Source organism: Nonomuraea sp. K271 (genome assembly GCF_009908215.1).
GTDB classification, from domain to species: domain Bacteria; phylum Actinomycetota; class Actinomycetes; order Streptosporangiales; family Streptosporangiaceae; genus Nonomuraea; species Nonomuraea longispora.
Map to the genome: position 1 here is coordinate 46,315 of NZ_JAAAHR010000010.1, position 21,396 is coordinate 67,710.

15 protein-coding genes and 1 pseudogene are annotated in these 21,396 nt (G+C 71.2%); 10 read left to right on the forward strand and 6 right to left on the reverse strand.

The genetic code is table 11. From position 1 onward, the window contains the following. Genes GUY59_RS05385 through GUY59_RS05400 form a run of 3 tightly spaced genes read right to left on the reverse strand, consistent with a single transcriptional unit; the run spans position 1 to position 5,152 of the window. Entirely contained in the window at positions 1–1,737 is a 1,737-nt protein-coding gene (locus GUY59_RS05385; protein ID WP_138199102.1) for an ABC transporter family substrate-binding protein, read from the reverse strand. A gap of 27 nt (positions 1,738–1,764) precedes the next feature. Next, on the reverse strand, positions 1,765–3,534 hold the full coding sequence (locus GUY59_RS50540) for a serine hydrolase (RefSeq protein ID WP_252374822.1): 1,770 nt from the start codon (positions 3,532–3,534) through the stop codon (positions 1,765–1,767). Positions 3,535–3,550: 16 nt separating this feature from the next. Then, positions 3,551–5,152 carry an N-acyl-D-amino-acid deacylase family protein gene (locus tag GUY59_RS05400; RefSeq protein WP_138199103.1) on the reverse strand — a complete coding sequence of 534 codons (1,602 nt, stop codon included), beginning with the start codon at positions 5,150–5,152 and terminating at the stop codon, positions 3,551–3,553. Between the two features lie 219 nt (positions 5,153–5,371). Between GUY59_RS05400 and GUY59_RS05405 the strand changes: the two genes are divergently transcribed. From GUY59_RS05405 to GUY59_RS47315, 4 genes and pseudogenes are all read left to right on the forward strand, one after another. Then, positions 5,372–6,499, forward strand: coding sequence for a serine hydrolase domain-containing protein (locus GUY59_RS05405; protein WP_161714417.1), 1,128 nt, complete (start codon positions 5,372–5,374; stop codon positions 6,497–6,499). Positions 6,500–6,505: 6 nt separating this feature from the next. After that, positions 6,506–7,486 carry an ABC transporter permease gene (locus GUY59_RS05410; protein WP_132631090.1) on the forward strand — a complete coding sequence of 327 codons (981 nt, stop codon included), beginning with the start codon at positions 6,506–6,508 and terminating at the stop codon, positions 7,484–7,486. After that, positions 7,479–8,393 (forward strand): ABC transporter permease, encoded by a 915-nt coding sequence (locus GUY59_RS05415; RefSeq protein WP_138199105.1) that lies wholly within the window; start codon positions 7,479–7,481, stop codon positions 8,391–8,393. The genes GUY59_RS05410 and GUY59_RS05415 overlap by 8 nt, the downstream gene beginning before the upstream one ends. After that, a pseudogene (locus GUY59_RS47315) lies at positions 8,390–10,509 on the forward strand (ABC transporter ATP-binding protein). The gene GUY59_RS05415 and the pseudogene GUY59_RS47315 overlap by 4 nt, the downstream one beginning before the upstream one ends. Before the next feature lie 10 nt (positions 10,510–10,519). On the opposite strand, the gene GUY59_RS05430 reads toward GUY59_RS47315, so the two are convergent. Next, positions 10,520–11,560 (reverse strand): NAD(P)-dependent alcohol dehydrogenase, encoded by a 1,041-nt coding sequence (locus tag GUY59_RS05430; RefSeq protein WP_138199108.1) that lies wholly within the window; start codon positions 11,558–11,560, stop codon positions 10,520–10,522. A 97-nt stretch (positions 11,561–11,657) separates the two neighbouring features. Between GUY59_RS05430 and GUY59_RS05435 the strand changes: the two genes are divergently transcribed. The 3 genes from GUY59_RS05435 (at position 11,658) to GUY59_RS05445 (ending at position 13,924) form a co-directional block, all read left to right on the forward strand. After that, positions 11,658–12,242: a TetR family transcriptional regulator gene (locus GUY59_RS05435; RefSeq protein ID WP_138199109.1), complete on the forward strand. Its 585-nt coding sequence runs from the start codon at positions 11,658–11,660 to the stop codon at positions 12,240–12,242. Next, complete coding sequence (locus GUY59_RS05440; RefSeq protein ID WP_138199110.1) at positions 12,239–12,895, forward strand: TetR/AcrR family transcriptional regulator; 657 nt, start codon at positions 12,239–12,241, stop codon at positions 12,893–12,895. The genes GUY59_RS05435 and GUY59_RS05440 overlap by 4 nt, the downstream gene beginning before the upstream one ends. 141 nt (positions 12,896–13,036) lie before the next feature. Further along, a complete protein-coding gene (locus GUY59_RS05445) occupies positions 13,037–13,924 on the forward strand; it encodes a hypothetical protein (protein WP_138199111.1) in 888 nt (295 codons plus the stop codon). A gap of 83 nt (positions 13,925–14,007) precedes the next feature. Here the strand turns inward: GUY59_RS05445 and GUY59_RS05450 are convergent, their stop codons facing one another. Both GUY59_RS05450 and GUY59_RS05455 read right to left on the reverse strand, forming a co-directional pair. Next, positions 14,008–15,522 (reverse strand): serine/threonine-protein kinase, encoded by a 1,515-nt coding sequence (locus tag GUY59_RS05450; RefSeq protein WP_138199112.1) that lies wholly within the window; start codon positions 15,520–15,522, stop codon positions 14,008–14,010. Beyond that, positions 15,512–16,852 (reverse strand): DUF4407 domain-containing protein, encoded by a 1,341-nt coding sequence (locus GUY59_RS05455; RefSeq protein WP_138199113.1) that lies wholly within the window; start codon positions 16,850–16,852, stop codon positions 15,512–15,514. Before GUY59_RS05455 ends, GUY59_RS05450 begins: the two co-directional genes overlap by 11 nt. Positions 16,853–17,047: 195 nt before the next feature. On the opposite strand from GUY59_RS05455, the gene GUY59_RS05460 reads away from it, so the two are divergent. The 3 genes from GUY59_RS05460 to GUY59_RS05470 are packed head-to-tail and all read left to right on the forward strand — an operon-like array spanning position 17,048 to position 21,382. After that, entirely contained in the window at positions 17,048–18,499 is a 1,452-nt protein-coding gene (locus GUY59_RS05460) for a hypothetical protein (RefSeq protein ID WP_138199114.1), read from the forward strand. Continuing rightward, on the forward strand, positions 18,486–19,484 hold the full coding sequence (locus GUY59_RS05465) for a hypothetical protein (RefSeq protein WP_132334450.1): 999 nt from the start codon (positions 18,486–18,488) through the stop codon (positions 19,482–19,484). Before GUY59_RS05460 ends, GUY59_RS05465 begins: the two co-directional genes overlap by 14 nt. After that, entirely contained in the window at positions 19,472–21,382 is a 1,911-nt protein-coding gene (locus GUY59_RS05470) for a hypothetical protein (RefSeq protein ID WP_138199115.1), read from the forward strand. The genes GUY59_RS05465 and GUY59_RS05470 overlap by 13 nt, the downstream gene beginning before the upstream one ends. Positions 21,383–21,396 lie beyond the last annotated feature (14 nt).

The window sequence follows — 21,396 nt, forward strand, 5'->3', positions numbered from 1 at the left end:
TCACGACTCGCCCAGCAGGCCCCACTGCTCGGTGTTGTAGGTCGGGAACCCCAGGCTGTTGTCGCGGACGTTGCCGAGCTTCGCGCTGTAGGCGAGGAACGACCTGTTCTGGTAGAGCGGCAGGATCGCGTAGTCCGACGAGACGATCCTGTCGGCCTCCTGCAGCTTCTTCGTCGCCTCCTCCGCGCCGGTGGCCGACAGCGCCTCGTTGAGCAGCCGGTCGACCTTGGGGTTGCCGTAGTTGTTGAGGTTGAACCGGCAGAAGGTCTCGTCGTCGGGGCAGCTCAGGTAGTAAGGGATGTTGCTGGTCGCGGAGAACGGCGACTGCGTCACCGTGGCGACCGTCATCGCCCAGTTTCCTTCCTGTACGGCCTCGATCGTGTTGGCCACGGTGGCAACCTGCACGTCCAGGCCCAGTGGCGCCAGAGCCGCCTTGACGAGCTGCGCCTCGCTGGCGCGCAGCTGGTCTCCCGCCTGCACCACGATGCGCAGCGGGGGCACGGCCTTGCCGTCGGGGTCCGCGAGCTTCGACCCCACACCGGTGTATCCCGCGTCGGTCAGCGTCTTCTTCGCCTTCTCGACGTCGCCGACGCCGTAGTCGTACTCGCTCACCACGTCGGAGTAGCCGGGCGCGCCGTCCACGAACATGTGGCTCAGCAGCGGCTTCGCGGTGTCGTCGAACTGCCCGATCGTCTTGTCGATCACGTCCTGGACGCGGACCGCCTGGAAGATCGCCTTGCGCACGGCGACCTCCTGCAGAGCGCGGGCGTTGAGGTTCAGCCACAGCTTGTGGACGGAAGCGCCCGGCGTCACCTGGTAGCGGACCCCGGGCAGCTCCTCGACCTGCTGGACGATGTCCACCTGCGGGTTCGGGTAGATGACGTCCACCTCCCCGTTCGCCAGCGAGGTCGGCTGCTGCGCGACATCCGTGATGAGCCGGAAGACCAGCCTGTCCAGGTTCGGCGGCGGGCCGAACCACTTCTCGTTGCGGACCATCACCACGGAGCCGTCGGAGGTGTACTCCTGGATGCGGAACGGGCCCGCCGAGAACTTCGGCACCGACTTGGCGAACCCCTCGTTGAAGCTCTTCTCCAGGCCCTCGGCGGTGTCGGTCGCCCCGTACGTCTTCGCGACGTGGGCCGGCAGGAACGGCGAGAACAACGCCTGCCAGTCGACGTACGGCTTGTCGAAGACGACGGTCACCGTGCGCCCGCCGTCCGAGCCCTTGACCGACTTGATCCGGTTGTACCCGGCCGTGTTGGACGCCTGGCACTTGGGGCACTCGCGCGGGTCGAGGGCGCGCCAGGTGTAGACGAAGTCGTCCGCCGTGATCGGCTTGCCGTCGGACCAGACCGCCTTCGGGTCGATCGTGTACTTGATCGTCTGCGGCGAGTCGCCGACCTTCTCCGCGCTCGTCACGATCGTCTCGTTGCGGACCGGCGTATGGTCCGGCTTGATCATGAACGCGCTGGGCAGCAGCACGCCCGAGATGTCGAGCACCGAGTAGGTCGCGCCGGCGGAGTTCAGCACGTTCCAGTTGGAGATCGGATAGGTGATGCTGTAGGTCGCCGTGCCGCCCGTGGCGACCTTGGCGGTGTTCACCGTGTTCACCGTGTTCACGTCGCCGGAGACGCGGCCGTCGCCGGACGCCGTGCCGCCTCCGCCCGCGCAGGCGGCGAGCAGCAGTGCCACGGCGCTCGTCGTCAGGGCCAGGGAGTGCTTCCTGCGGAAAGCCATGGTCTGCTCCAGATGCAGAGGGAAGGGTCAGGGACGTTCGTCGCGCAGCTGCGCGACGGCGTTGGCCGCCGCCCAGCCGATCAGCGCGTCGAGGTGGGGGGCGTTGGGTGCGGGGTCGCCGGCCCGGGTGAAGACGCCGACGGCGTACCTGCCGCCGTCGGCGTACTCGACCACGCCGACCTCGTTGCGGACCAGCGGGAGGGTGCCCGTCTTGCCGCTGATCACGATGTCGTCCCCGGGGAATCCGCTGGTCAGCCGGTGTGGCCAGATCTGGTCGCCCATCCAGCCGCGTACGAGCGCGCACGCCTCGGGCGGGGCCGCCTCGTCACGCCAGATGCCGGCCAGCAGCCGGGTGATCTCCTCGGGCGTCGTCCGGCAGGTACGCTCGGGCACCAGCGCCCGCAGCGCCTGGAGGCGTTCCAGCGGCACGCCGGCCAGTTCCCGCTCGTCGTCGCGGTAGTCGATGCCGAGGTCCTCCTCCAGGGAGGCCAGGATCTCCGCGCAGTCCTGCGGCACGGCCGTCGCGGTGAGGCCCAGCTCGGCCAGCAGCGCCGCCACGCGGTCCTTGCCGACCCGGTCGATCACGAGGTCGGTGGCCACGTTGTCACTGATCACGATCATCAGGTGGGCGAGATCCCGGTACGAGATGACGGTGTCGTCGCGCTGCACCGACAACCCGTACGGCGACGGCACTCCGCCAGGCGGCACCGTGATCCGCTCGGTCAGGTCGACCTCGCCCGCCACCGACTGGCGGGCCAGTTCGAGGGCGACCGGCACCTTGAGCACCGAGGCGGTGACCACCGGAGTGCTCTCCCCGACGCCCACCGATCTGCCGGTCGCCAGGTCGCGCGCGTGCAGCCAGATGTCGGCGCCCAGCTCGCGGGCGTGGTCGCGGATCTCGCCGGGGGTCGCCGCCCTGGCGGTGCTCCGGGGCCGCAGGCGGGTGGCGGTCCCGCGCAGGTGGTCGACCGCCAGCCTGGCCACCGTGCCGACGCAGGCGTCCGCGGCGGGGATGCGGTATTCGTAGGAGTCGGACCGTACGAAGACGGCGACGGCGTACCTACGGCCGCCGAGCTCGACGACGCCGACCTCGTTGCGCCAGAACCGCAGGGTGCCCGTCTTGGCGCTCACCCGCGCGTCGGGCTCGGTGAACCCGGAGCGCAGGCGGTGCGGCCAGGCCTGCAGGCTGAGGATGCGGCGCATCTCGGCGCACTGCTCGGCAGGCGCCGCCGTGTCGTTCCAGATGGCGGCGAGCAGCCGGGTGATCTCGCGGGGGGTGCCTGCCTGCAGGGACCGCTCCGGGTCCACCGCGCGGGCCGCGCGCCACACCTCGGGGCCGGCCTGCAGGTCCGGCACGTCCTCGTAGATGCTCTGGTAGATGTCGTCGCAGGTGCCGTCCACCCGGGTGACGCTCAGGCCGAGCTCGCGCAGGGTGGCGTTGATCGCCCCGGTGCCGAGCAGGTCCACAAGGAGGTCCGTGGCGGCGTTGTCGCTGACGCTCATCATCCAGTAGGCGAGGTCGCGCAGCGAGAGCTCGATCGGGTCGGCCATCACCGACAACCCGGTCGGACCCGCCGAACGCCCTTCGACGGGTACGTCCATCCGCGCGGCGGGGTCGAGCCGCCCGTCGCCGAACCGCCGGAACAACTCCACCAGCACCGGGATCTTGAAGACGCTGGCCAGCACCACCAGCCCGTCCTCGCCGTACCCGATCTCCTCGCCGCTGTCGAGGTCGACGGCGTGCGCCCACGCCCGCGCGCCGACCTCGCCGAGAACCTGCTCCACCTGCTCCTTCACGGTTTCTCCTGTCGTCTCAGCGCCGGCGCCGCAGAGCCCGGCCGGGCAGGCGCCCGGTGGGTACGCCGTCGGCGAGCGCGGTCTGTCCGTTGACCACCACGTGCCGCATCCCGGTCGCGTACTGGTGGGGGTTGTCGTACGTCGCGACGTCGCCGACCGTGCTCGGGTCGAACACGACGACGTCGGCGTAGTTCCCGGGGGCGAGCACGCCGCGGTCGCGCAGGCCGAGGTTGCCCGCCGGCAGGCCCGACATCCGGCGCACGGCCTCGCCGAGGGTGAGCAGCGACTGCTCGCGCACGTACGTGCCGAGGATGCGGGCGAAGCTGCCGTAGGCGCGCGGATGGGTGGGCACGTCGGAGTCCGGCGGTTCGGCGGCGAACGTGGGGGCGTCGGAGCAGACCGACACCCACGGCTCGCGCAGGGCCGTCCGCAGGGTGTCCTCGCTCATCATGAAGTACATCGCGTGCAGCGCCGGCTCCTGCTCGACCAGCCGCAGCAGCAGCTCCACCGGGTCGGCGCCGTCCGCCTCAGCCGCCTGCGCCAGGCTGAGCCCGCGGTGCTCCGCCACCGGCCCGTCCGGGTCGGGAAGCAGCATGACGCCGCTCGCGCCGCCGGCGGCGAGGTAGAGGTTCTCCCAGCGCTCCGACGGCGTGACGACGGCCTCGCGGATGCGGGCCCGTTCGCCCGGGTCGGCGAGCCTGGCCACGAGCGCCCCGTGGCCGCCGTCGTGGAACTGCGGCGGGATCGAGGCGGCGAGCTGGGTCTGCCCGGCGAGGTAGGGATAGACGTCGGCGGTCACCGGCCGGCCTGCGGCCCTGGCCGCCTCGATGCGCTCGATGGCCCGCTCCATCTTCGGCCAGTTGTGCCGGCCCGCCGTCTTGAGGTGGTAGATCTCCGCGTGCAGCTCCGCCCGGCGGCCGATCTCGATCAGCTCGTCCACGGCGTCGAGGAAGTGGTCGCCCTCGCTGCGCATGTGGGAGATGTACATGCCGCCGTGCCGCGCGACGACCTCGCACAACGCCACCAGCTCGTCGGTCGGGGCGAAGCACCCCGGCGGGTAGATGAGCGCCGACCCCAGGCCCAGCGCGCCGTCGGCCATCTCCTCGTCGAGGACGCCCCGGACGTGGGAGAGCTCGGCCGCGGTCATCGGCCGGTCGTCCGCGCCCGCCCCGATCATGCGCATGTTGTGCGCGCCGACGAAGCTCGCGACGTTCTGGGCCACCCCCTTGGCTTCGAGGTGGGCGAGGAACTCCGACAGGCGCTCCCAGGTCAGCGGCGGGTCATCGGGCGTCATGCCGGGTTCGAGCTCCGCCCTGATGGCGGCGGTGAGCGGGCCGATCGAGATCCCTTCGCCGAAGACCTGGGTGGTGACGCCCTGGTAGAGGTCCGACAACCCGCGGCCGTCCCGCTCCAGCGTGAAGTACGCGTGGCTGAGCACGTTCACGAATCCGGGCGCGACCACCAGGCCGGTGGCGTCGAGCACGGGCGCGTCCGCCTCGGCCCCGCCCGGGCCGACCGCGAGGATCCGGTCGCCCTCGACGAACACGTCGGCCACGCGGCCGGGCCCGCCGCTGCCGTCATGGACTGTGCCACCGCGAATCACCAGGGTCGTCGACATGCGAGCATCCTGCGACGCCGGGACCACGCAGCAGTTCATCCGATCGCACGAACTCGGCGGCGACTTTACGTCCCTCTCCACGAAGAGCCTGCCCGGCCGGTGGACTGCACTGAGCTCCTAGGCGTGTGCGGTACGACGACACGGAGGTCGAGCATGGAGAGCGCAGCCACGAGGCGGACGCTGTTGAAGGCGTCTCTCGCCGGTGTGGGTGGGGCGGTGATGAGCGCCGGGGTGATCCCGGGGGCGCGGGCCGCCTCGTCCGGCCGGCATCGCCCCGACTGGCACCGTCGCATCGACGAGATCGTCGCCGCCATCGAGCCGGAGGGCGTCGGCGTCACCGTGGCCGTGAGCAAGAAGGGCCGTACCGTGTTCGCGAAGGGCTACGGCCTGCGCGACCGCGGCCTGCCCGACCGCTTCACCGGCGAGGACTTCTTCAAGGTGGAGCAGCTCGACGAGGTGCTCGACCTGCCGCGCGGCCGGCGGCGGCCCGCCTTCGACACCGTCTACAACCTCGGCTCCATCAGCAAGGGGTTCACGGCGGCCGCGGTCCTGCTGCTCCACGAGCGGGGCAAGCTGTCGGTCCACGACCGGCTCGGCACGTTCCTGCCCGGCTACCGGCGGGCCGCCGACGTCACCTTGCTCCAGCTGATGCACCAGGTGACCGGCATTCCCGACTACAACGACTTTCCGCTGTTCCAGCCGGCGTACGACGCCTTCGTCGCCTCCGGGGAGACCGACCACTCGGCGGTCGTCACGAAACTGGAGTCGCTGCCGCTCCAGTTCGAGCCCGGATCGAAGTACGCCTACAGCAACAGCAACTTCCTGCTGCTCGCGCTGGTGGTGCAGAAGGTGGCCAGGATGCCTCTCGGCCGGTTCCTGCAGCGCCACTTCTTCGGTCCCCTGCGGATGCGCGACACGACCCAGGGATATCCGGCGCGCGGCAGCCGGGACGTCGCCCTCGGCTACTACGCCGAGACCGACGGGGTGCGCCGCGCGTACCAGTGGAGCCTGCCGTGGCTGACGGGCGCCGGCGGGCTGACGGGCAGCGCGCGCGACCTCGCCGTATGGGACGCGGCGCTGTCGCGTCCCGGCCTGTTCCGCCCGGAGACGCTGCGGATGATGTTCACCCCCGAGCTCGACGGTTACGCGTGCGGCTGGGTGGTCCAGAAACACGACGGCAAGCCGTACATCTGGCACAACGGCGGCATGGGCGGGTTCCGTACGATGCACGCCCTGTTCCCGGACCAGGACATCTCCGTCGTCCTGCTGAGCAACGACCAGACCACCTATCCCGCGATCGACCGCAGCGCGCCCAAGATTTTCGACGCCGTGCGAGAGATCTGGTAGCGACCCGTGCTCACGTACACACTCCGCCGGCTCCTGATCTCCATCCCGGTGATCGTGGCGTCGACCTTCGTCGTCTTCCTGCTCGTGACCATGGCAGGTGACCCGCTCGCGGGTCTGAAGGGCCGCAACCCGCCGCCGTCGCCGCAGGTGATCGCGGTCGAGGAGCAACGGCTGCACCTGGACGAGCCGCCGCTGCAGCGGTACTGGACCTGGATCACCGGCGTGGCGCAGGGCGACTTCGGCCCCTCCGTGCGCACCAACGTGGACATCGGCCACGAGATCGCCGCCCGGTTCGGGGTCACCCTGCGGCTGGTCGCCGTCGCCGTGCTCCTCGCCCTCGTCCTCGCCGTGGTCGTGGGCGTGATCAGCGCGGTCAAACAGTATTCGGGCATCGACTACGGGTTCACGTTCGCCGCGTTCCTGTTCCTGTCGATGCCGTCGTTCTGGTTCGCCGTGCTGCTCAAGCAGGGCGGGATCTCGCTCAACAACCTGCTCGGCGATCAGGTCGTGTACACGATCGGGGACAGATCCGTCATCGTCGAGGGCGGCGCCTGGGCGCAGCTGGCCGACACCGCGGGCCACATGGTGCTGCCAACGATCTCGCTGGCGCTGCTCTCGTTCGGCGCGTGGAGCCGGTTCCAGCGGGCGTCCATGCTTGACGTGCTCAACAGCGACTACGTGCTGTTCGCCCGCGCCAAAGGGCTGTCGAGGCGGCGTGTGATCGTACGGCATGCCCTGCGCACGGCGCTCATCCCCATGACCACCGTCACCGCGCTCGACTTCGCGACGCTCATCTCCGGCGCCGTGATCACCGAGACGGTCTTCCAGTGGCGCGGGCTCGGCGAGTTCCTCGTCACCTCCGTCAACCAGCGCGACGCCTACGCGGTGCTCGCCTGGCTGCTCGTGATCGCCGTCGCGGTCATCGTCTTCAACCTGATCGCAGACCTGCTGTACGCCCTCCTCGACCCCCGGATCCGCCATGAGTGAGCACACCGAGGCGGCGCCCTGCCCCTCATCGAGCGCGCAGCCGGCCGCCGTGGTGCGCCGGCGCAGCCAGGGCGAACTGGTGCTGCGCCGTTTCCTGCGGCACAAGGCCGCCGTGACCAGCCTGGTGCTGTTCGTCGCCGTCGTGCTGCTGGCCTTCGCGGGCGGCGCGCTCTGGCGCTACGACTACGCCGACATCACCTCGGCGGTGTCGCAGCCGCCCTCACTGGAGCATCCGTTCGGCACCGACAACCTCGGCCACGACACGTTCGCCCAGGTGCTGCGCGGCACCCAACGTTCGGTCGAGATCGCGCTGCTCATCGCGTTCCTCGCCGGGCTGGTCGGCACGCTGTGGGGGGCCTTCTCCGGCTACTACCGCGGCATCACCGACAGCGTGATGATGCGGATCGCCGACCTCGTCCTCACGCTGCCGCTGCTGGCGGTGGCCGCCGTGCTGACCCGCGCGACCAACGGCTCCTGGTGGTTCGTCGCGCTCGTCATCGCCGCCCTCCAGTGGGCGTACGTCTCCCGCGTCGTGCGCGGCGTCGTGCTGTCGCTGCGGGAGAAGGAGTACATCGAGGCGAGCCGCGCGCTGGGCGCCACCGACCGCTGGATCATCTTCAGGCATCTGATCCCCAACGCGCTCGGCCCCATCATCGTCAACGTCACCATCCTCGTGGCCGCCGCCATCCTCGTCGAGACGGCCCTGTCGTTCCTCGGCCTCGGCGTGCAGCCGCCGGACACCTCGCTCGGTCTCCTGGTCAGCGAGGCCGACACCGCAGTCAGCACCCGGCCGTGGCTGTTCTACTTCCCCGGCGCGTTCATCGTGGTGATCGCCCTGTCCATCAACTTCATCGGCGACGGGCTGCGCGACGCCTTCGACCCGACCCAGCGGAAGGCGCGCTCATGAGCGAACACGAGGCGGTGCTCCAGGTCGAGAACCTCACCGTGTCGTTCCCCACGGAGGACGGCCTGGTCAGGGCAGTGCGCGGGGTCAGCTACGAGCTGCGGCGCGGCGAGGTGCTCGGCATCGTCGGCGAGTCCGGCTCGGGCAAGTCGGTCACCTCGATGGCGGTGATGGGCCTGCTGCCGGTCTCGGCGCGGATCGGTGGCTCGGTCAGGTTCCACGGTCAGGAGCTGATCGGCGTGCCCGACAAGCGGATGCGGACCCTGCGCGGCGGCCGCATCGCGATGGTCTTCCAGGACCCGATGACCTCGCTCAACCCGGTCTACACCGTGGGCGACCAGATCGCCGAGGCGGTCAGGGCGCACAACGACGTCAGCGCGGCGCAGGCCCGCGAACGCGCCGTCGAACTCCTCGCCCTGATGCAGATCCCCCGGCCCCGCGAACGCGCCCGCGACTACCCGCACCAGTTCTCCGGCGGCATGCGCCAGCGCGTCGTCATCGCCACCGCCATGGCCAACTCGCCGGACGTCATCATCGCCGACGAGCCGACCACCGCGCTCGACGTCACCGTGCAGGCCCAGGTGCTCAGGGCGCTGGAGACCGCGCGGGCCGCCACCGACGCCGCCATGGTGCTGATCACCCACGACCTCGGCGTCGTCGCCGGGGCCGCCGACCGGGTGCTCGTCATGTACGCCGGCCGTCCCGTGGAGCTGGGCGGCGTCGACGACATCTACTACACGCCGCGGATGCCGTACACGCTGGGTCTGCTCGGCAGCCTGCCCCGGCTCGACGACGGCCGCAGGGGCGAGCGGTTGACGCCGATCGCGGGATCGCCGCCGTCGCTGCTCGACCTGCCGCCCGGATGCCCGTTCGCGCCGCGCTGCCCGATGCGCCAGGAGGTCTGCGAGACGGCCGAGCCGGAACCGGTCGCCACCTCGGAACCCGGACACCTGGCCGCCTGCCACTTCTCCGCCGACCTGGAAGGGAAGCGGCCAGAAGACGTCTTCGTGACGTCGTCCGGCGACCCAGCCGACCACGCTGCCGACCACGCTGCCGACCACGCTGCCGACCACGCTGCCGACGACCCTGCCGCTGGAGGTGCGCCATGAGCGGGCGACCGCTGTTGTCCGTGCGTGACCTGGTCAAACACTATCCGGTGCGCGGCAAGGGTCTTCTGCGGCGGACGACGGGCGACGTGCACGCCGTGTGCGGGGTCTCGTTCGACCTGCGCCACGGCGAGACGCTCGGCCTGGTCGGTGAGTCGGGCTGCGGCAAGTCCACCACCGGGCGGGCCGTGCTCAACCTGCAGCCGCCGACCTCGGGGCGGGTGCTGCTCGACGACCAGGACCTCGGCGCCGTCCCGGCCGCGGAGATGCGCCGCCTGCGCCAGCGCATGCAGATCGTCTTCCAGGACCCGTACGCCTCCCTCGACCCCCGCATGACCGTCAGCGACGCGATCGCCGAACCGCTGCGCATCCACGGCACCTACCGGCAGGACGGACCCGGCCGGGTGCGGGAGCTGCTCGCCGACGTCGGGCTCAACCCCGAGCACGGCAACCGCTACCCGCACGAGTTCTCCGGAGGGCAGCGGCAGCGCGTCGGCATCGCACGGGCGCTGGCGATGCGGCCCGAGCTGCTCGTCCTGGACGAGCCGGTGTCGGCTCTCGACGTGTCGATCCAGGCCGGCGTGGTGAACCTGCTGGAGGACCTCCAGCGGCGGCTGGGCCTCGCCTACCTCTTCGTCGCCCACGACCTGTCCGTGGTGCGGCACATCGCGCACCGGGTCGCCGTGATGTACCTGGGCCGCGTGGTGGAGATCGGCGACAGGGACGAGCTGTTCGACCGGCCCGCGCACCCGTACACGCGGGCGCTCATCTCGGCCATCCCCGTGCCCGACCCGCGGCGTGAACGGATCAGAGCTCGCGAGCGGATCGTGCTCGAAGGGGACATGCCGAATCCGGTCAGCCCGCCGAGCGGGTGCAGGTTCCGTACGCGCTGTCCCACGTTCTCGCAGCTCACCACGGAGGAGCGGCGCGCCTGCGTCGAGCAGGCGCCGGAGCTGGCCGACCGGGGCCACGGCCACCCGGCGGCCTGCCACTACCCGGAGGCCGCAAGGTGACGGCCGGTGTTCACGACAGGTCGGACAGGTCGAGGACGAAGCGGTAGCGCACGTCGTTGCGTTCGAGGCGGTCGAGGGCCTCGTTGACGCGCGCCGACGGGAGCACCTCGACGTCGGCGGTGACGCCGTGCCCGGCGCAGAAGTCCAGCAGGGCGGCGGTCCCGGGCCGGCCGCCGCTGCCCGCGGAGCTGAGCTTCTTGCGGCCGACCAGCAGGTCCATCGCCTGCAGGGTGACCTGCCCGAGGTGCCCGACGAGGCTGAGAGTCCCGTCCATGGCCACGAGCCGCAGGTAGGGGGCGAGGTCGTGCGGGGCGGAGATGGTGTCGATGACGACGTCGAACCGGTCCCGCGCCCCCACCGTCCGGTCCGGGTCCGTGGAGACGAGCACGTCGTGGGCGCCGAGCCCGCGCGCGTCGCCGGCCTTGCCCGCCGACCTGGTGACGACCGTGGTCTCGGCGCCCAGCGCCACGGCCAGCTTGACCGCGAGGTGGCCGAGACCGCCCAGCCCCGCCACGGCGACGCGGGTGCCGGGCCCCACGCCGAGCGCGCTGAGCGGCTCCCACACGGTGACCCCGGCGCAGAGGAGCGGAGCGGCGGCGGCCGGGTCGAGGCCCGCCGGCAGCGGGTAGGCGAAGCGGTCGCGGACGACGTACTCGCGGGAGTAGGCCCCGAGAGTGGGCGAGCCGTCGTGGCGGTCCGTGCCGCCGTAGGTCAGGGTCGGGAACCCGTGGCAGAAGTTCTCCTGGCCGGCGCGGCACATGGCGCACGTGCCGCAGGCGTCGACGATGTTGCCGACCGCGACGGGGTCGCCGGCGGCGAAGCGGGTGACCTCGGGCCCTGTCTCGGTCACCACCCCGGTGAACTCGTGGCCGGGCACGACGGACGCTCCGGGCTCGCGGGGGGCGCGGACGGCGTGCAGGTCGGTGTGGCAGACGCCGCAGTGATCCACGCGTACCGCGATGTCGTCGGGACGCAGGTCGCGTCGTTGGAGGGACGCCTGCCGCAGCGTCGTCGCGGGGCCGTCCGCGAGCCATCCCACTGTGGTTCTCATGCCGGGGCTCCTATAAACAGACTGTTCGGTTTGTTCAGCGTCGCATGCCGGGCGCTCCCTCAGCAAACCGACTGTTCTGTTTGATAAGCTCGCCGGCATGGCCGACCAGCCGCTGACGTCCCGGGGCGCCGCGACCCGCGGCCGCATCCTCGACGCGGCGACCAAGGAGTTCGCCGAGCACGGCATCGCCGGGGCGCGCATCGAGCGCATCGTGGCGGCCGCGCGCACCAACAAGGCGCAGCTCTACGCCTACTTCGGCAGCAAGGATGGGTTGTTCGACGCCATCTTCTTCGGCTCGCTCGAACGGATCACCAACGTCGTCCCGATCGACGCCACCGACCTCGCCGGCTGGGCCGTGCGCCTCTACGACGAATACCTCCGCCGTCCCGATCTCATCAGGCTGGCCACCTGGGCACGCCTCGAGCGACGCCCCTCCGGCCACCTCGTGGCCGACACCGCACGCCTCGACCAACACAAGCTGCGCGCCATCGCCGAGGCGCAGGAAGCGGGCGTCGTACGACCGGGCGACCCGTTCGACGTGATGGCCATCGTCATCGCGATGTCCATGACCTGGTCGCCGGTCAGCAACGTCTACGCCGCGACCGCCGACGAGCCCTCCGACGTGCACGAGCAGCGTCGCGCCCTGCTCCGCGAGAGCGTCAGGCGCGCCGTGATGACATGAGCGAGCACACCGGCGCCGCGCCGCCGGTCCTCGGCCGCCGCGAACGTAAGAAGCAGGCCACCAGGGCCGCGCTCCGCGATGCCGCCCTGCGCCTGGCCCTGCGCCACGGCGTCGACAACGTCACGGTCGAGCAGATCGCCGACGAGGCCGACACCGCGCTGCGGACCTTCTTCAACTACTTCTCCAGCAAGGAAGAGGCCATGGTGGCGCCCGTGTCGGCGGCCGCGGAGCAGCTCATCGCCCAGTTCAGGGCCCGGCCGCGCGCGGAGTCGGTGCTGCGGGCGTTCCGCGAGGCGGTGGTCATCGTCCTCAACGAGGGCGGCACCGTCAGCCACGACCACGTCGAGGCGCTGCGGCTCATCCGGCGCGAACCGTCGTTGATGCCGCAGCAACTGGCCGTGCTCGCCTCCCAGGAGCAGGCTCTCGCCGAGGCGATCGCCGAGCGCGTCGATCCCCCGGGCCGCGACGGCTTCTATCCCGCCGTGTGCGCGGCCGCCGTCCTGGCGGCGCTCCACGTCGTCCTCGACCGGTGGCTCGACCAGGCGGCGGGCCTGGACCAGGAGTCGGCCACCGTCCTGCTGGGCCGGCAGTGCGACGCGGCCATCGCCGAGCTCACGGCCGGGCTCGACCGTCCCGGCTCCCCGGACGTGTAGGGCGGCCAGGGCCGGCCATACTTCCGCCCTGCGGAAATCCCACTAAATCGTGATTTTTCATACGTGATACGTTAAACGGGTCGTTTGTCCCTGTAATGACACAGCCACCCAGAGAGGCAGAGTGTGCGAGCAGACGATCAGATGACTGACCAGAAACTGGAAAAGGCCGGCTTCAACGACATCTACGACCGTCCGGACCCTCGGGCGTACTACGAGCGCCTGGGCAGCCTGGACTACGCCGTCCCCCACCACGGGCAGCAGGTGTTCCTCAAGGTGCTGGACGCGCTCGACGTCGACTCCCCGACCGTCGTGGACCTGTGCTGTTCGTACGGCGTGAACGCGGCGCTGATGAAATGCGACCTCACGCTCGACGACCTCTACGGCCACTACGGTGACGACCCGGTGGCGCACCTGGCCACGGAAGAGCTCATCGACGAGGACCGCGGCTTCTACCAGAGCCGCCGGCGGCCCGCCGCCCCCCGGGTGGTCGGCCTGGACACCGCCTCGTCAGCCGTCGACTACGCCGTACAGGTGGGACTCCTGGACGCCGGGGCGTCCGACAACCTGGAGCGGAACGACCCGTCGCCCGAACTGGCGAAGATCATGGGGAAGGCCGACCTCATCACCGTCACCGGCGGCATCGGCTACATCACCGACCGGTCGATCGACCGGCTGCTCGACTGCACCTCACCGGATCGCCGTCCATGGTTCGCCGCCCTCTGCTTGCGGACGGTCGACTTCGCTCCCGTGGCCGACACGCTCGCCCGCCACGGGCTCGTCACCGAGCAACTGGAGAACGCCACCTTCCCGCAGCGACGGTTCGCCAACGACATGGAGCAGGAGTTCGCCCTGCGGACTCTGGCCGAGCAGGGCCTCGACCCCACCGGCAAGGAAGCGGCCGGTGAGTACCACGTCAACGTCTTCCTCTCCCGGCCCAGCGAGGACGTCACCGGCGCGCCCATCGACGCGCTCCTGGAGGACCTGACCACACCGGGCAACGCCTCCGCCACGCGCCACCTGTCCGGCTGAGCCCGTCGGCCGGAGGCCGCAGCCTCCACGGCCTCGGCCTCCGGCCCCGACCGGAGAAGATCGCGCAAGGCACACGTCAGGCCTCAACCGCTTCGAGCCAGTCGCCGCGCCACCTCCTCGCGGACCCCCGACGGCAACAGCGGCACCAGGCTGTCACGGCAGGCCGGCGGCGCCTGCGCCAGCAGCCCGGCGATCGTGGCCGGCGGAAGCCGGCTCAGCGCCTGAGTCGCCGGGGCCTTCTGCATCGCGGCCACGGCGAGCCCGGTCCGCCTGACGTCGATCGCCGCCATCGCCTCGATCGCCGCCGCCGAATGCCGGTCGTGCATCTGGTCGAGCACCAGCCCGCGGTGGTGGCCGCCCATCTCCAGGACCACCCTCGCCACCAGGTGCGGGTCGCGTACCTGGTTCAGCAGCCAGCCCGCGCGGGACGGGAGCAACATCTGCAGGATCGTCGCGCTCCTGGCCGCCTCGCGGCACATCTCCTCCACCGCGGCGGTCGTGAACAGCTTCCACCGCTCGGCGAGAAGCACCGCCGCCTCGTCGGAGGGCAGCGTGAGGATCAGCGAACCGCGTTCGGCCTCACCGGCCTCGGCCAGCGTCCGGCGCGCACGCCGCGCCGTCACCCCCTTTCCCGCGCCGACGGCACCTCCGCCTTCCGGTGCGCCCGGACCTCGGTGACGTGGCGGTGTGGCGCCGGCTCCGGGGGCGTCCTCGCCGGCGGGAACGCCGTCGTTCGCCCACGGAGGCCGGGAAGGTGGGGGCGTGGGGTCGGGAGGCGGTCGTCGTGGGCGGGCGGCGGGCGCGCCCCTGGCGGCCTCTTCGAGATGCCGTGCCAGTTCGTCCGCGGTCATCCGGTTGGCCGGGCTCTTGGCGAGCAGCCGGTTGAGGGTGGGTTTGAGCCGGATCGCCCGGGTCATCGGGGCCGGGGGCGCGGTGAGGATCGCGAACCTGGTCGCCTCCTCGGTGCTCTTGTGGAACGGCGGGTGCCCCTCCAGGGCCGTGTAGAGGGTGGCTCCGAGCGACCACAGGTCGGCCGCCGGGCCTACCGGCTCACCGCGGATGCGCTCGGGGGCGATGAAGTCGGGGGTGCCGACCACGTGGCCGAGCACGGTGATGCGGTCGTGCCCTTCGATGGTGGCGATGCCGAAGTCGACGAGGACGACCGAACCGGAAGCGGTGATGAGGATGTTGTCCGGCTTCACGTCACGGTGAAGCACCCCTTCGGCGTGCGCGGCAGCGAGCGCGTCGAGCGCCTGGGCGCCGATGCGCACCACGGCGGGCTCGGACAGCGGCGCCCGCTCGATGAGCGTGCCGAGCACCGTGCCCTGGACGTGGTCCATCACGATCCACGGCCCGTCGGGGGCGTCGATCACGTCGTGAACGCGGACGATGCCAGGGTGGTCGATCCTGGCCAGGGCCTGCGCCTCGCGTACGGCCCGCGCCTTGAGCTCGGGCAGGCGCCCGATGTCCGCGCGCACCTGCTTGAGCGCCACGACGCGGTCGAGCTTGCAGTCACGACCGCGCCAGACCCAGCCCATGCCGCCGCTGCCCAGTCGCGCCTCGATGACGAACCGGCCGGCGACGCGCTCACCAATCATCGTTCAGCCCGGCGTACTCCCCCCGCCCGCCGGTCGCGGCCGTCCGCGAGGCGCGGTTGTCCCTGAGGTTGCGCAGCGCCTCGTCCTCGAAGCTCCTGGTCTCGTGGTGCTCGTGCCGCGGCAGCGGGAACGGGGTGCCGGTGTCGTGGTAGGGGTCGGGAGGCGGCTCGTCGGCGGTGTACGGCCGGGTCGGGCCGTCCCGCCCGGCGGCGCCGCGCGCGAGCCGCCGGTCGGCCTCGTTGATCTCGTCGATGACGGCGTTGACCTCTTTTCTCTCCAGAGCCGCCACGATGGTGTCGTAACTGCCGGGCCGCTGCATCAGCTTGACGATGATCGGCAGGCACTCGATGAGCAGGATGAACAGGAACAGCAGGAGCCTGGCCGCGCTGAGGGTGGCGTTGTCGCGCGCCACCCTGCTGAGCGCCTCCAGTCGCAACATCAGGCCGTCGGATCCGCTCATCTCGTCACTGAAGTTGTCCCTCAGCGCGGCCTGCTGGCCGGTCAGTTTGACCAGCTCGGCCTGTACGCCGCGCAGGTCCTGCTCCGCCTGGGCCAGCCTGCTCGCCTTGCCGTCCCTCTGGGTGTCGCCGAGTTGCTGCCTGCGCCGCTCGATCTGCCGGTCGAGGTCTCTGGCCCGGTCGCGGGCCCCGGCGTACGCCTCCTCCGCCGCCTTCGCGAGAGGGCCCTGCCCTTTCTTCGCGCACTTGGGCGGACCGATGTACAGCTGGCACTGCCATTCCTGGTAGAACTTGTCGCGCTGCTTGACGGCCTCAGCGCGCGACTTGGTCAGCTCCTTGATCCGGGGGTCGTCGGCCGGGTCGAGCGGGCTCTCACCGCGCGAGGCGATCACGGCTTCGAGGGCCGTGGCCGACTTCTCCAGCTCGGCGATGCGCCGGCCGGTCTCGCCTCCCTGCTGCGCGCGGGTGAAGGCGTCGGTCCGCTCCTGCTGGATGTCGACGATCTCGGCGTCGATCTCGGGCTTGAAGATCTGCAGGACCAGCGGCGTGGAGATGACGGCGCCCAGCAGCAGCGCGAGGGCCACCCGGGGCAGCGCCAGCCAGAAGCGCCGTCCGCCCTGGGCGGGCAGGGACGTGACGAGCCACCGGTCGAGGCTCAGGATGGCGACGCCCCAGACGAGGCCGATCAGGACGGCGAGCGGCGCGAACACCTTGAGCGCCGAGGCGAGCGCGAACGTCATGGAGATGGCGGCGACGCAGGCCGTGGTCAGGATGGCGCCACCCATGCCGTGGAACCTGGCGCGCTCTCCCTGGCACTTGTCCAGCACTTCCGGTCGGGCACCCGACAGGACGATCAACCATCTACCGATCACACGCCACCCCGGGGGAAAGGGACAGGACGCGGCACAACCTATCCCGTGAGTAATCCACTGACTACCATAAACAGCCGGCAATCATGATTTATAACAAGAGGATAAATGTCGACTCACCACGACCTCGCTTACCAGGTCGCCTCAAATCACCATAAATCGTACAAAAGCTAGGATCTTGGACGAGCGGGGAGATACTTGCACCATTTCGCGAAGCCCGCAGAGCCCGCGGAGGGCGGATTGCGGGGCGAGCTCGCCGAGCTGATCGCATCGTTCAGGGAACGGCTGGCCGTCGTGGAGATCGACGCCGCCGGCATCCGCGTCTTCGAGGTCCGTGCCGACGAGGTGGGCGCCACCCGCCACACGCGCAGGGCCTCCGCCAAGTGGTCCACCCTGACCGTCTCCGGCGAGGAGGTCGTGGACGCGGTGCACAGGATCGCCAGGGATCTGATCTCCGCCGACGAGGCCGACCCCGTGCTGATAGCACGCATCGCGGACGGGGACGAGCAGCAGGCGGCGCTGCGCGCGCTGCGGCGGTGGCGGCCGTCGGCCCGCCTCGTCGAGGCGCCCGGGGCGAAGGTCGGGGAGCTGCTCGGCGAACTGGCCGCCGAGGCGCCCCTGCGGCAGACGTACGACCTGATCGTGGCCAGGGAACGCGCGCAGGACGGCAGGCTGGAGCTCGTGGGCCGGCGGCTCTTCGGCGCCGGCGCGAAGCCCGGCGACGCGACCACGGTTGCCGTGACGTGCACCGACGCGGGCGGCATGTTGCTCGCGGTGTCCGCATGGTCGGGGCCGCTCCAGCCCTCGGAGCTGGTGTCGGCCCACCACGCGCCCCTGCCGCCGGGGCGGCACGTGCTCAGGGCGGTGCTGGAGCGCCCCGGGCTGGTCCGCTTTCCCGAGGTTCCAGGCCTCCAGCCGGACACCCGTACGTGGGAGGAGGTCGTGACCACGCTGCCGGCCCGGCTGCAGCCCGCGCCCGGACCGGGGCACCTGGTGTGCGCCATCGAGACGGCGGGCACGAGGGAGGAGTTCGAGGCCCGCTGCCACTGGGCCGGCTACGTCATCGACGTCCTCGCCGAACGCCGCCCCGACCCCCAGCAGCTCCAGGTGTCGGTCGTCGGGTACGGCACCCACGTGTACGGCACGCGGCGCGCCGACCGCAGCCGCCCGGCCTTCGCCGCCTGGTCGGCGTCCACGGCCCAGGCGCGCGCCGCCCTCGAGTCCCTGCGGCCCACCACGCCGACCTACCCGCACGCCGCCCAGTTGGAGGACATGCTGGCCGAGGTGAGCACCCGCCTGCTCAGGCAGCCCGCGAACACCCGCACGGCGCTGCTCACCATCGGGGCGCGACCCCCGCACCCGCCGCGGTCCGGCCTCGACCGGGTGCCGGCCTGCCCCCAGCGCTACGACTGGCTGGCGCTGCTGCGCGAGATGGAGCAGCGCCACGACCTCAGGAGCGCGGTCATCTGCGACCACCCGCCCGCCGCGCCCACGTCGCCCTGGCACCGGCTCGGCTCTACCGCGGTGTTCCGGGTGGACGCCGTCAATGCGGAAGAGCTCGCGTTCCGGCTCGGCCTGGTGTCCGAGCCCGCAAAGGTGCTCTCCCTTCCCTTCGTCTCCCAGAGTGAGGACAGCGGTGGCCGAAACTGACTCCGCCCCCGGCGATCCCGAGCGCGGGCGCGAGCCGGACATCGCAATGTGGGGCGCCTCGGGCAGCGGCAAGACCGCCTTCCTCGCGGCGCTGAGCATCGCCCTGAACAAGTCCCGCGACGCCGGGTGGCGGCTCATCGGGGAGAACCCGGTGTCCCGGACCGAACTGGCCAAACTACGCAACACGCTGCTGCAGGCGCGTACGTTCCCCGCCCCCACGGAGGCCCTCACCTACTACAGCTGGATGATCATCGGGCCCCCGGAGACACGCCGGCGCTGGTGGTGGCCGTGGACGGCCCTCCCGGCTAAGGCCCCGAAGATCAAGCTCGACTTCCTCGACCTGCGCGGCGACCTGTACGCCGAGTCGGAGTCGAACATCGACAAACAGGCCCTGATCACCAGCCTCGTCAAGAGCCGCGGGCTGCTCTACATGTTCGACCCCGACCGTGAGGCCCGCGTAGGCGACGCCTTCAAACACCTCGACGCCGCCCTGCACGAGGTCGCCGGCCGGATGCTCGTCGGCGACGAGTACGAGGACGGCAAGCTGCCCCACTACATCGCGGTCTGCATCACCAAGTACGACGACCCCCGGGTGTTGAGGATCGCGATGGAGGAGGGGTTCACCGAGCGGGACCCCGGCGACGAGCTGCGCATCCCCCAGGTGCCGCCCGACCGCGTGCGCGACTTCTTCCGGCTGCTGTGCCAGGAGTCCTACGACCACAACACGGAGACGATCCTCGACCTGATCGAGGCGTTCTTCCACAAGGACCGCATCCGATACTTCGTGACGTCGTCGGTCGGCCTGTTCATCGACGAGGAACTCGGCCGCTTCGACCCCGACGACTTCCTCAACGTCATCGACAACGCGGGCGGCGGGCTGACGATCAGGGGCGCCATCCGCCCGATGAACGTCATGGAGCCCGTGATCTGGCTCGGCAGCATGCTCAGGCCGGGCGCGATCAGGAACAGGCCATGGAACGGCTGACCGCCCACTGGGCCATCCTCGGCAAGACGCCGGAGAGCCTGGACGACTACGGCGTGATCCGTTGCAGCACGGGGGCGATCACCAACGCGGAGTTCGGCATGTGGCTCAAGGCGTTCACTTCCGGCACCATGGAGCCGAAGGCCCTGCCCCGCGTGGCGACCAGCTACTTCACCGCCGGCCCCGGCGGCGAGCCGTGGCTGGGGCTGTCGCTGCAGAGGGAGCCCGACTCCCAGGACGGCTTCCACCGCCCGTACGCGATGACGTACTACGTCTGCGTGCGCTGGGCCGACCTCGTCGCGGGGGGGAGCAGGGTGTCCTACCGCGCCCTGTACGAAGCGCTGGCCGGCCAGGACTTCTCCGGCGACGCGCCGTTCCTGCTCTCCCCGGCGGCCTACGACGAACGCCGTCTCGCAGCGCAGGTGAACCCCACGGCGCGGCGGGCGGCGGCGCTCCTGCTCACCGGCCGGCCCGTCTGCGTGGTGCGGGCCGGCCACCTGTCGCCGGACCGCCGGCTCGACTTCCTGGACGCCGTGGCCGCGCTGCTCCCGTACGGGTTCCGCCACACGCTGGCGGTCTCCACCTGGACCAACAGCGCTTCCCTGCACCGGATCCGGCTCTCGTTCGCCGAGGTGCCGCCCACGCACGGCACGTGGGAGCTGCCGTGGGAGTCGGACGAACGGCCGGCGTCGTACCCGTCGGAGGCGCTGGCCTACGAGAAGGAGCTCGAGCGTTACCAGGGGGACGACCTCGGCGACCTGGTGGGCTGGCTCGGCACGCTGGTGGAGCCGGGCGACTTCGGCGACGCGTCGCACCGCGCGGCGGCGACCAGGCTGCTGCGCGGCGAGGTGTGGGCCCGCGGCGGGCGGTCCGCCGCCCACCCGCCGCGACCGTCGGTGGAGCAGTTGCTGCGCCAGTGCCGCGAGAGCATCGCGAACGCCGACGAACGGCGGCTCGGCGAGCTCACCACGCTGCTGGCGGAGCGGGCTCGCGACCGGGTGACCGACCAGGACCGCAGGACTTACCGCGTGTTCGTCAGGGCGAACCCGATCCGCCCGCCGGAGAGGCTGGGCGCTTCTGCCGTCCTGTGCGACTTCTTCGAGGTCCTGCTGCGGCTGCTGTACGCGGCGCGGATGCGGGCGGTCGACGTCGAGGAGATGCTGGTCGATCTGGGCGTCCCGCACCGGCCTGGCGCCGCTCCGCCCGCGGCGGTGCTCGCCGCGATGGGCAGGTTGCTGCCGTCGAGCGCTCCCTCGGGCAGGTTGCTCATCGCGCACCTGCTGGGCCCCGAGCACCTTCACAAAGTGCTCGCCACCATGTCGGAGGAAGAGCTGTGCGACGTCGCCGTACGGTCCCGCAACCGCAAGGTGCTGGAGATCGTGCTCGACGAGGCGGACCGCCGCGCGCTGCCCAGCGACCCGCGCGGCATGGAGGCCGTCAGGTACGCGTTGGCGCGGCACCGCTACCTCATCGAGGCGATCAGCTCCGTGCACGCGGCCGAAGAGAGCGTCCTCTGCTACCGCGAGGTGCTCCAGGTCGGCCATCGCCGCGACCTGACGAGGGCCGACATCAAGGAGATCCTTGCCGACCTGGACAGCCCTCCAAGGACGTTCCTGCTCGCGATGATGACCCTGTGCGCGCCGGGAACGGCCCCGGCGCTGCTCCAGGTCATGGCAGGCGGCACCATGCGCGAGCTGAGCCTGACCGGGACCCCCGTCGCCGACGACGTCAGGGCCGGCATCGACCGGATGTTCTCGCGGGACGGCGACGGACGGGCGGCGCGATACCGCCGGAGCGCGGGCCTGCGCCGGCTGGGCCCGGCCTCCACGCCCGGCAAGGTCCTCGCCGCCGCCTCGGTCGTCATGGTCGTCGCCGCCCTCGCCCTGTTGTTGTGGCCCTGACACCACCGCGGCCT

What these genes read in the sequence shown, in the direction of transcription:
- GUY59_RS05385 (WP_138199102.1), bottom strand. Translation starts at nt 1,737, where the DNA reads ATGGCTTTCCGCAGGAAGCACTCCCTGGCCCTGACGACGAGCGCCGTG.
- GUY59_RS05400 (WP_138199103.1), bottom strand. Translation starts at nt 5,152, where the DNA reads ATGTCGACGACCCTGGTGATTCGCGGTGGCACAGTCCATGACGGCAGC.
- GUY59_RS05405 (WP_161714417.1), top strand. Translation starts at nt 5,372, where the DNA reads ATGAGCGCCGGGGTGATCCCGGGGGCGCGGGCCGCCTCGTCCGGCCGG.
- GUY59_RS05415 (WP_138199105.1), top strand. Translation starts at nt 7,479, where the DNA reads ATGAGTGAGCACACCGAGGCGGCGCCCTGCCCCTCATCGAGCGCGCAG.
- GUY59_RS05430 (WP_138199108.1), bottom strand. Translation starts at nt 11,560, where the DNA reads ATGAGAACCACAGTGGGATGGCTCGCGGACGGCCCCGCGACGACGCTG.
- GUY59_RS05435 (WP_138199109.1), top strand. Translation starts at nt 11,658, where the DNA reads ATGGCCGACCAGCCGCTGACGTCCCGGGGCGCCGCGACCCGCGGCCGC.
- GUY59_RS05440 (WP_138199110.1), top strand. Translation starts at nt 12,239, where the DNA reads ATGAGCGAGCACACCGGCGCCGCGCCGCCGGTCCTCGGCCGCCGCGAA.
- GUY59_RS05445 (WP_138199111.1), top strand. Translation starts at nt 13,037, where the DNA reads ATGACTGACCAGAAACTGGAAAAGGCCGGCTTCAACGACATCTACGAC.
- GUY59_RS05450 (WP_138199112.1), bottom strand. Translation starts at nt 15,522, where the DNA reads ATGATTGGTGAGCGCGTCGCCGGCCGGTTCGTCATCGAGGCGCGACTG.
- GUY59_RS05470 (WP_138199115.1), top strand. Translation starts at nt 19,472, where the DNA reads ATGGAACGGCTGACCGCCCACTGGGCCATCCTCGGCAAGACGCCGGAG.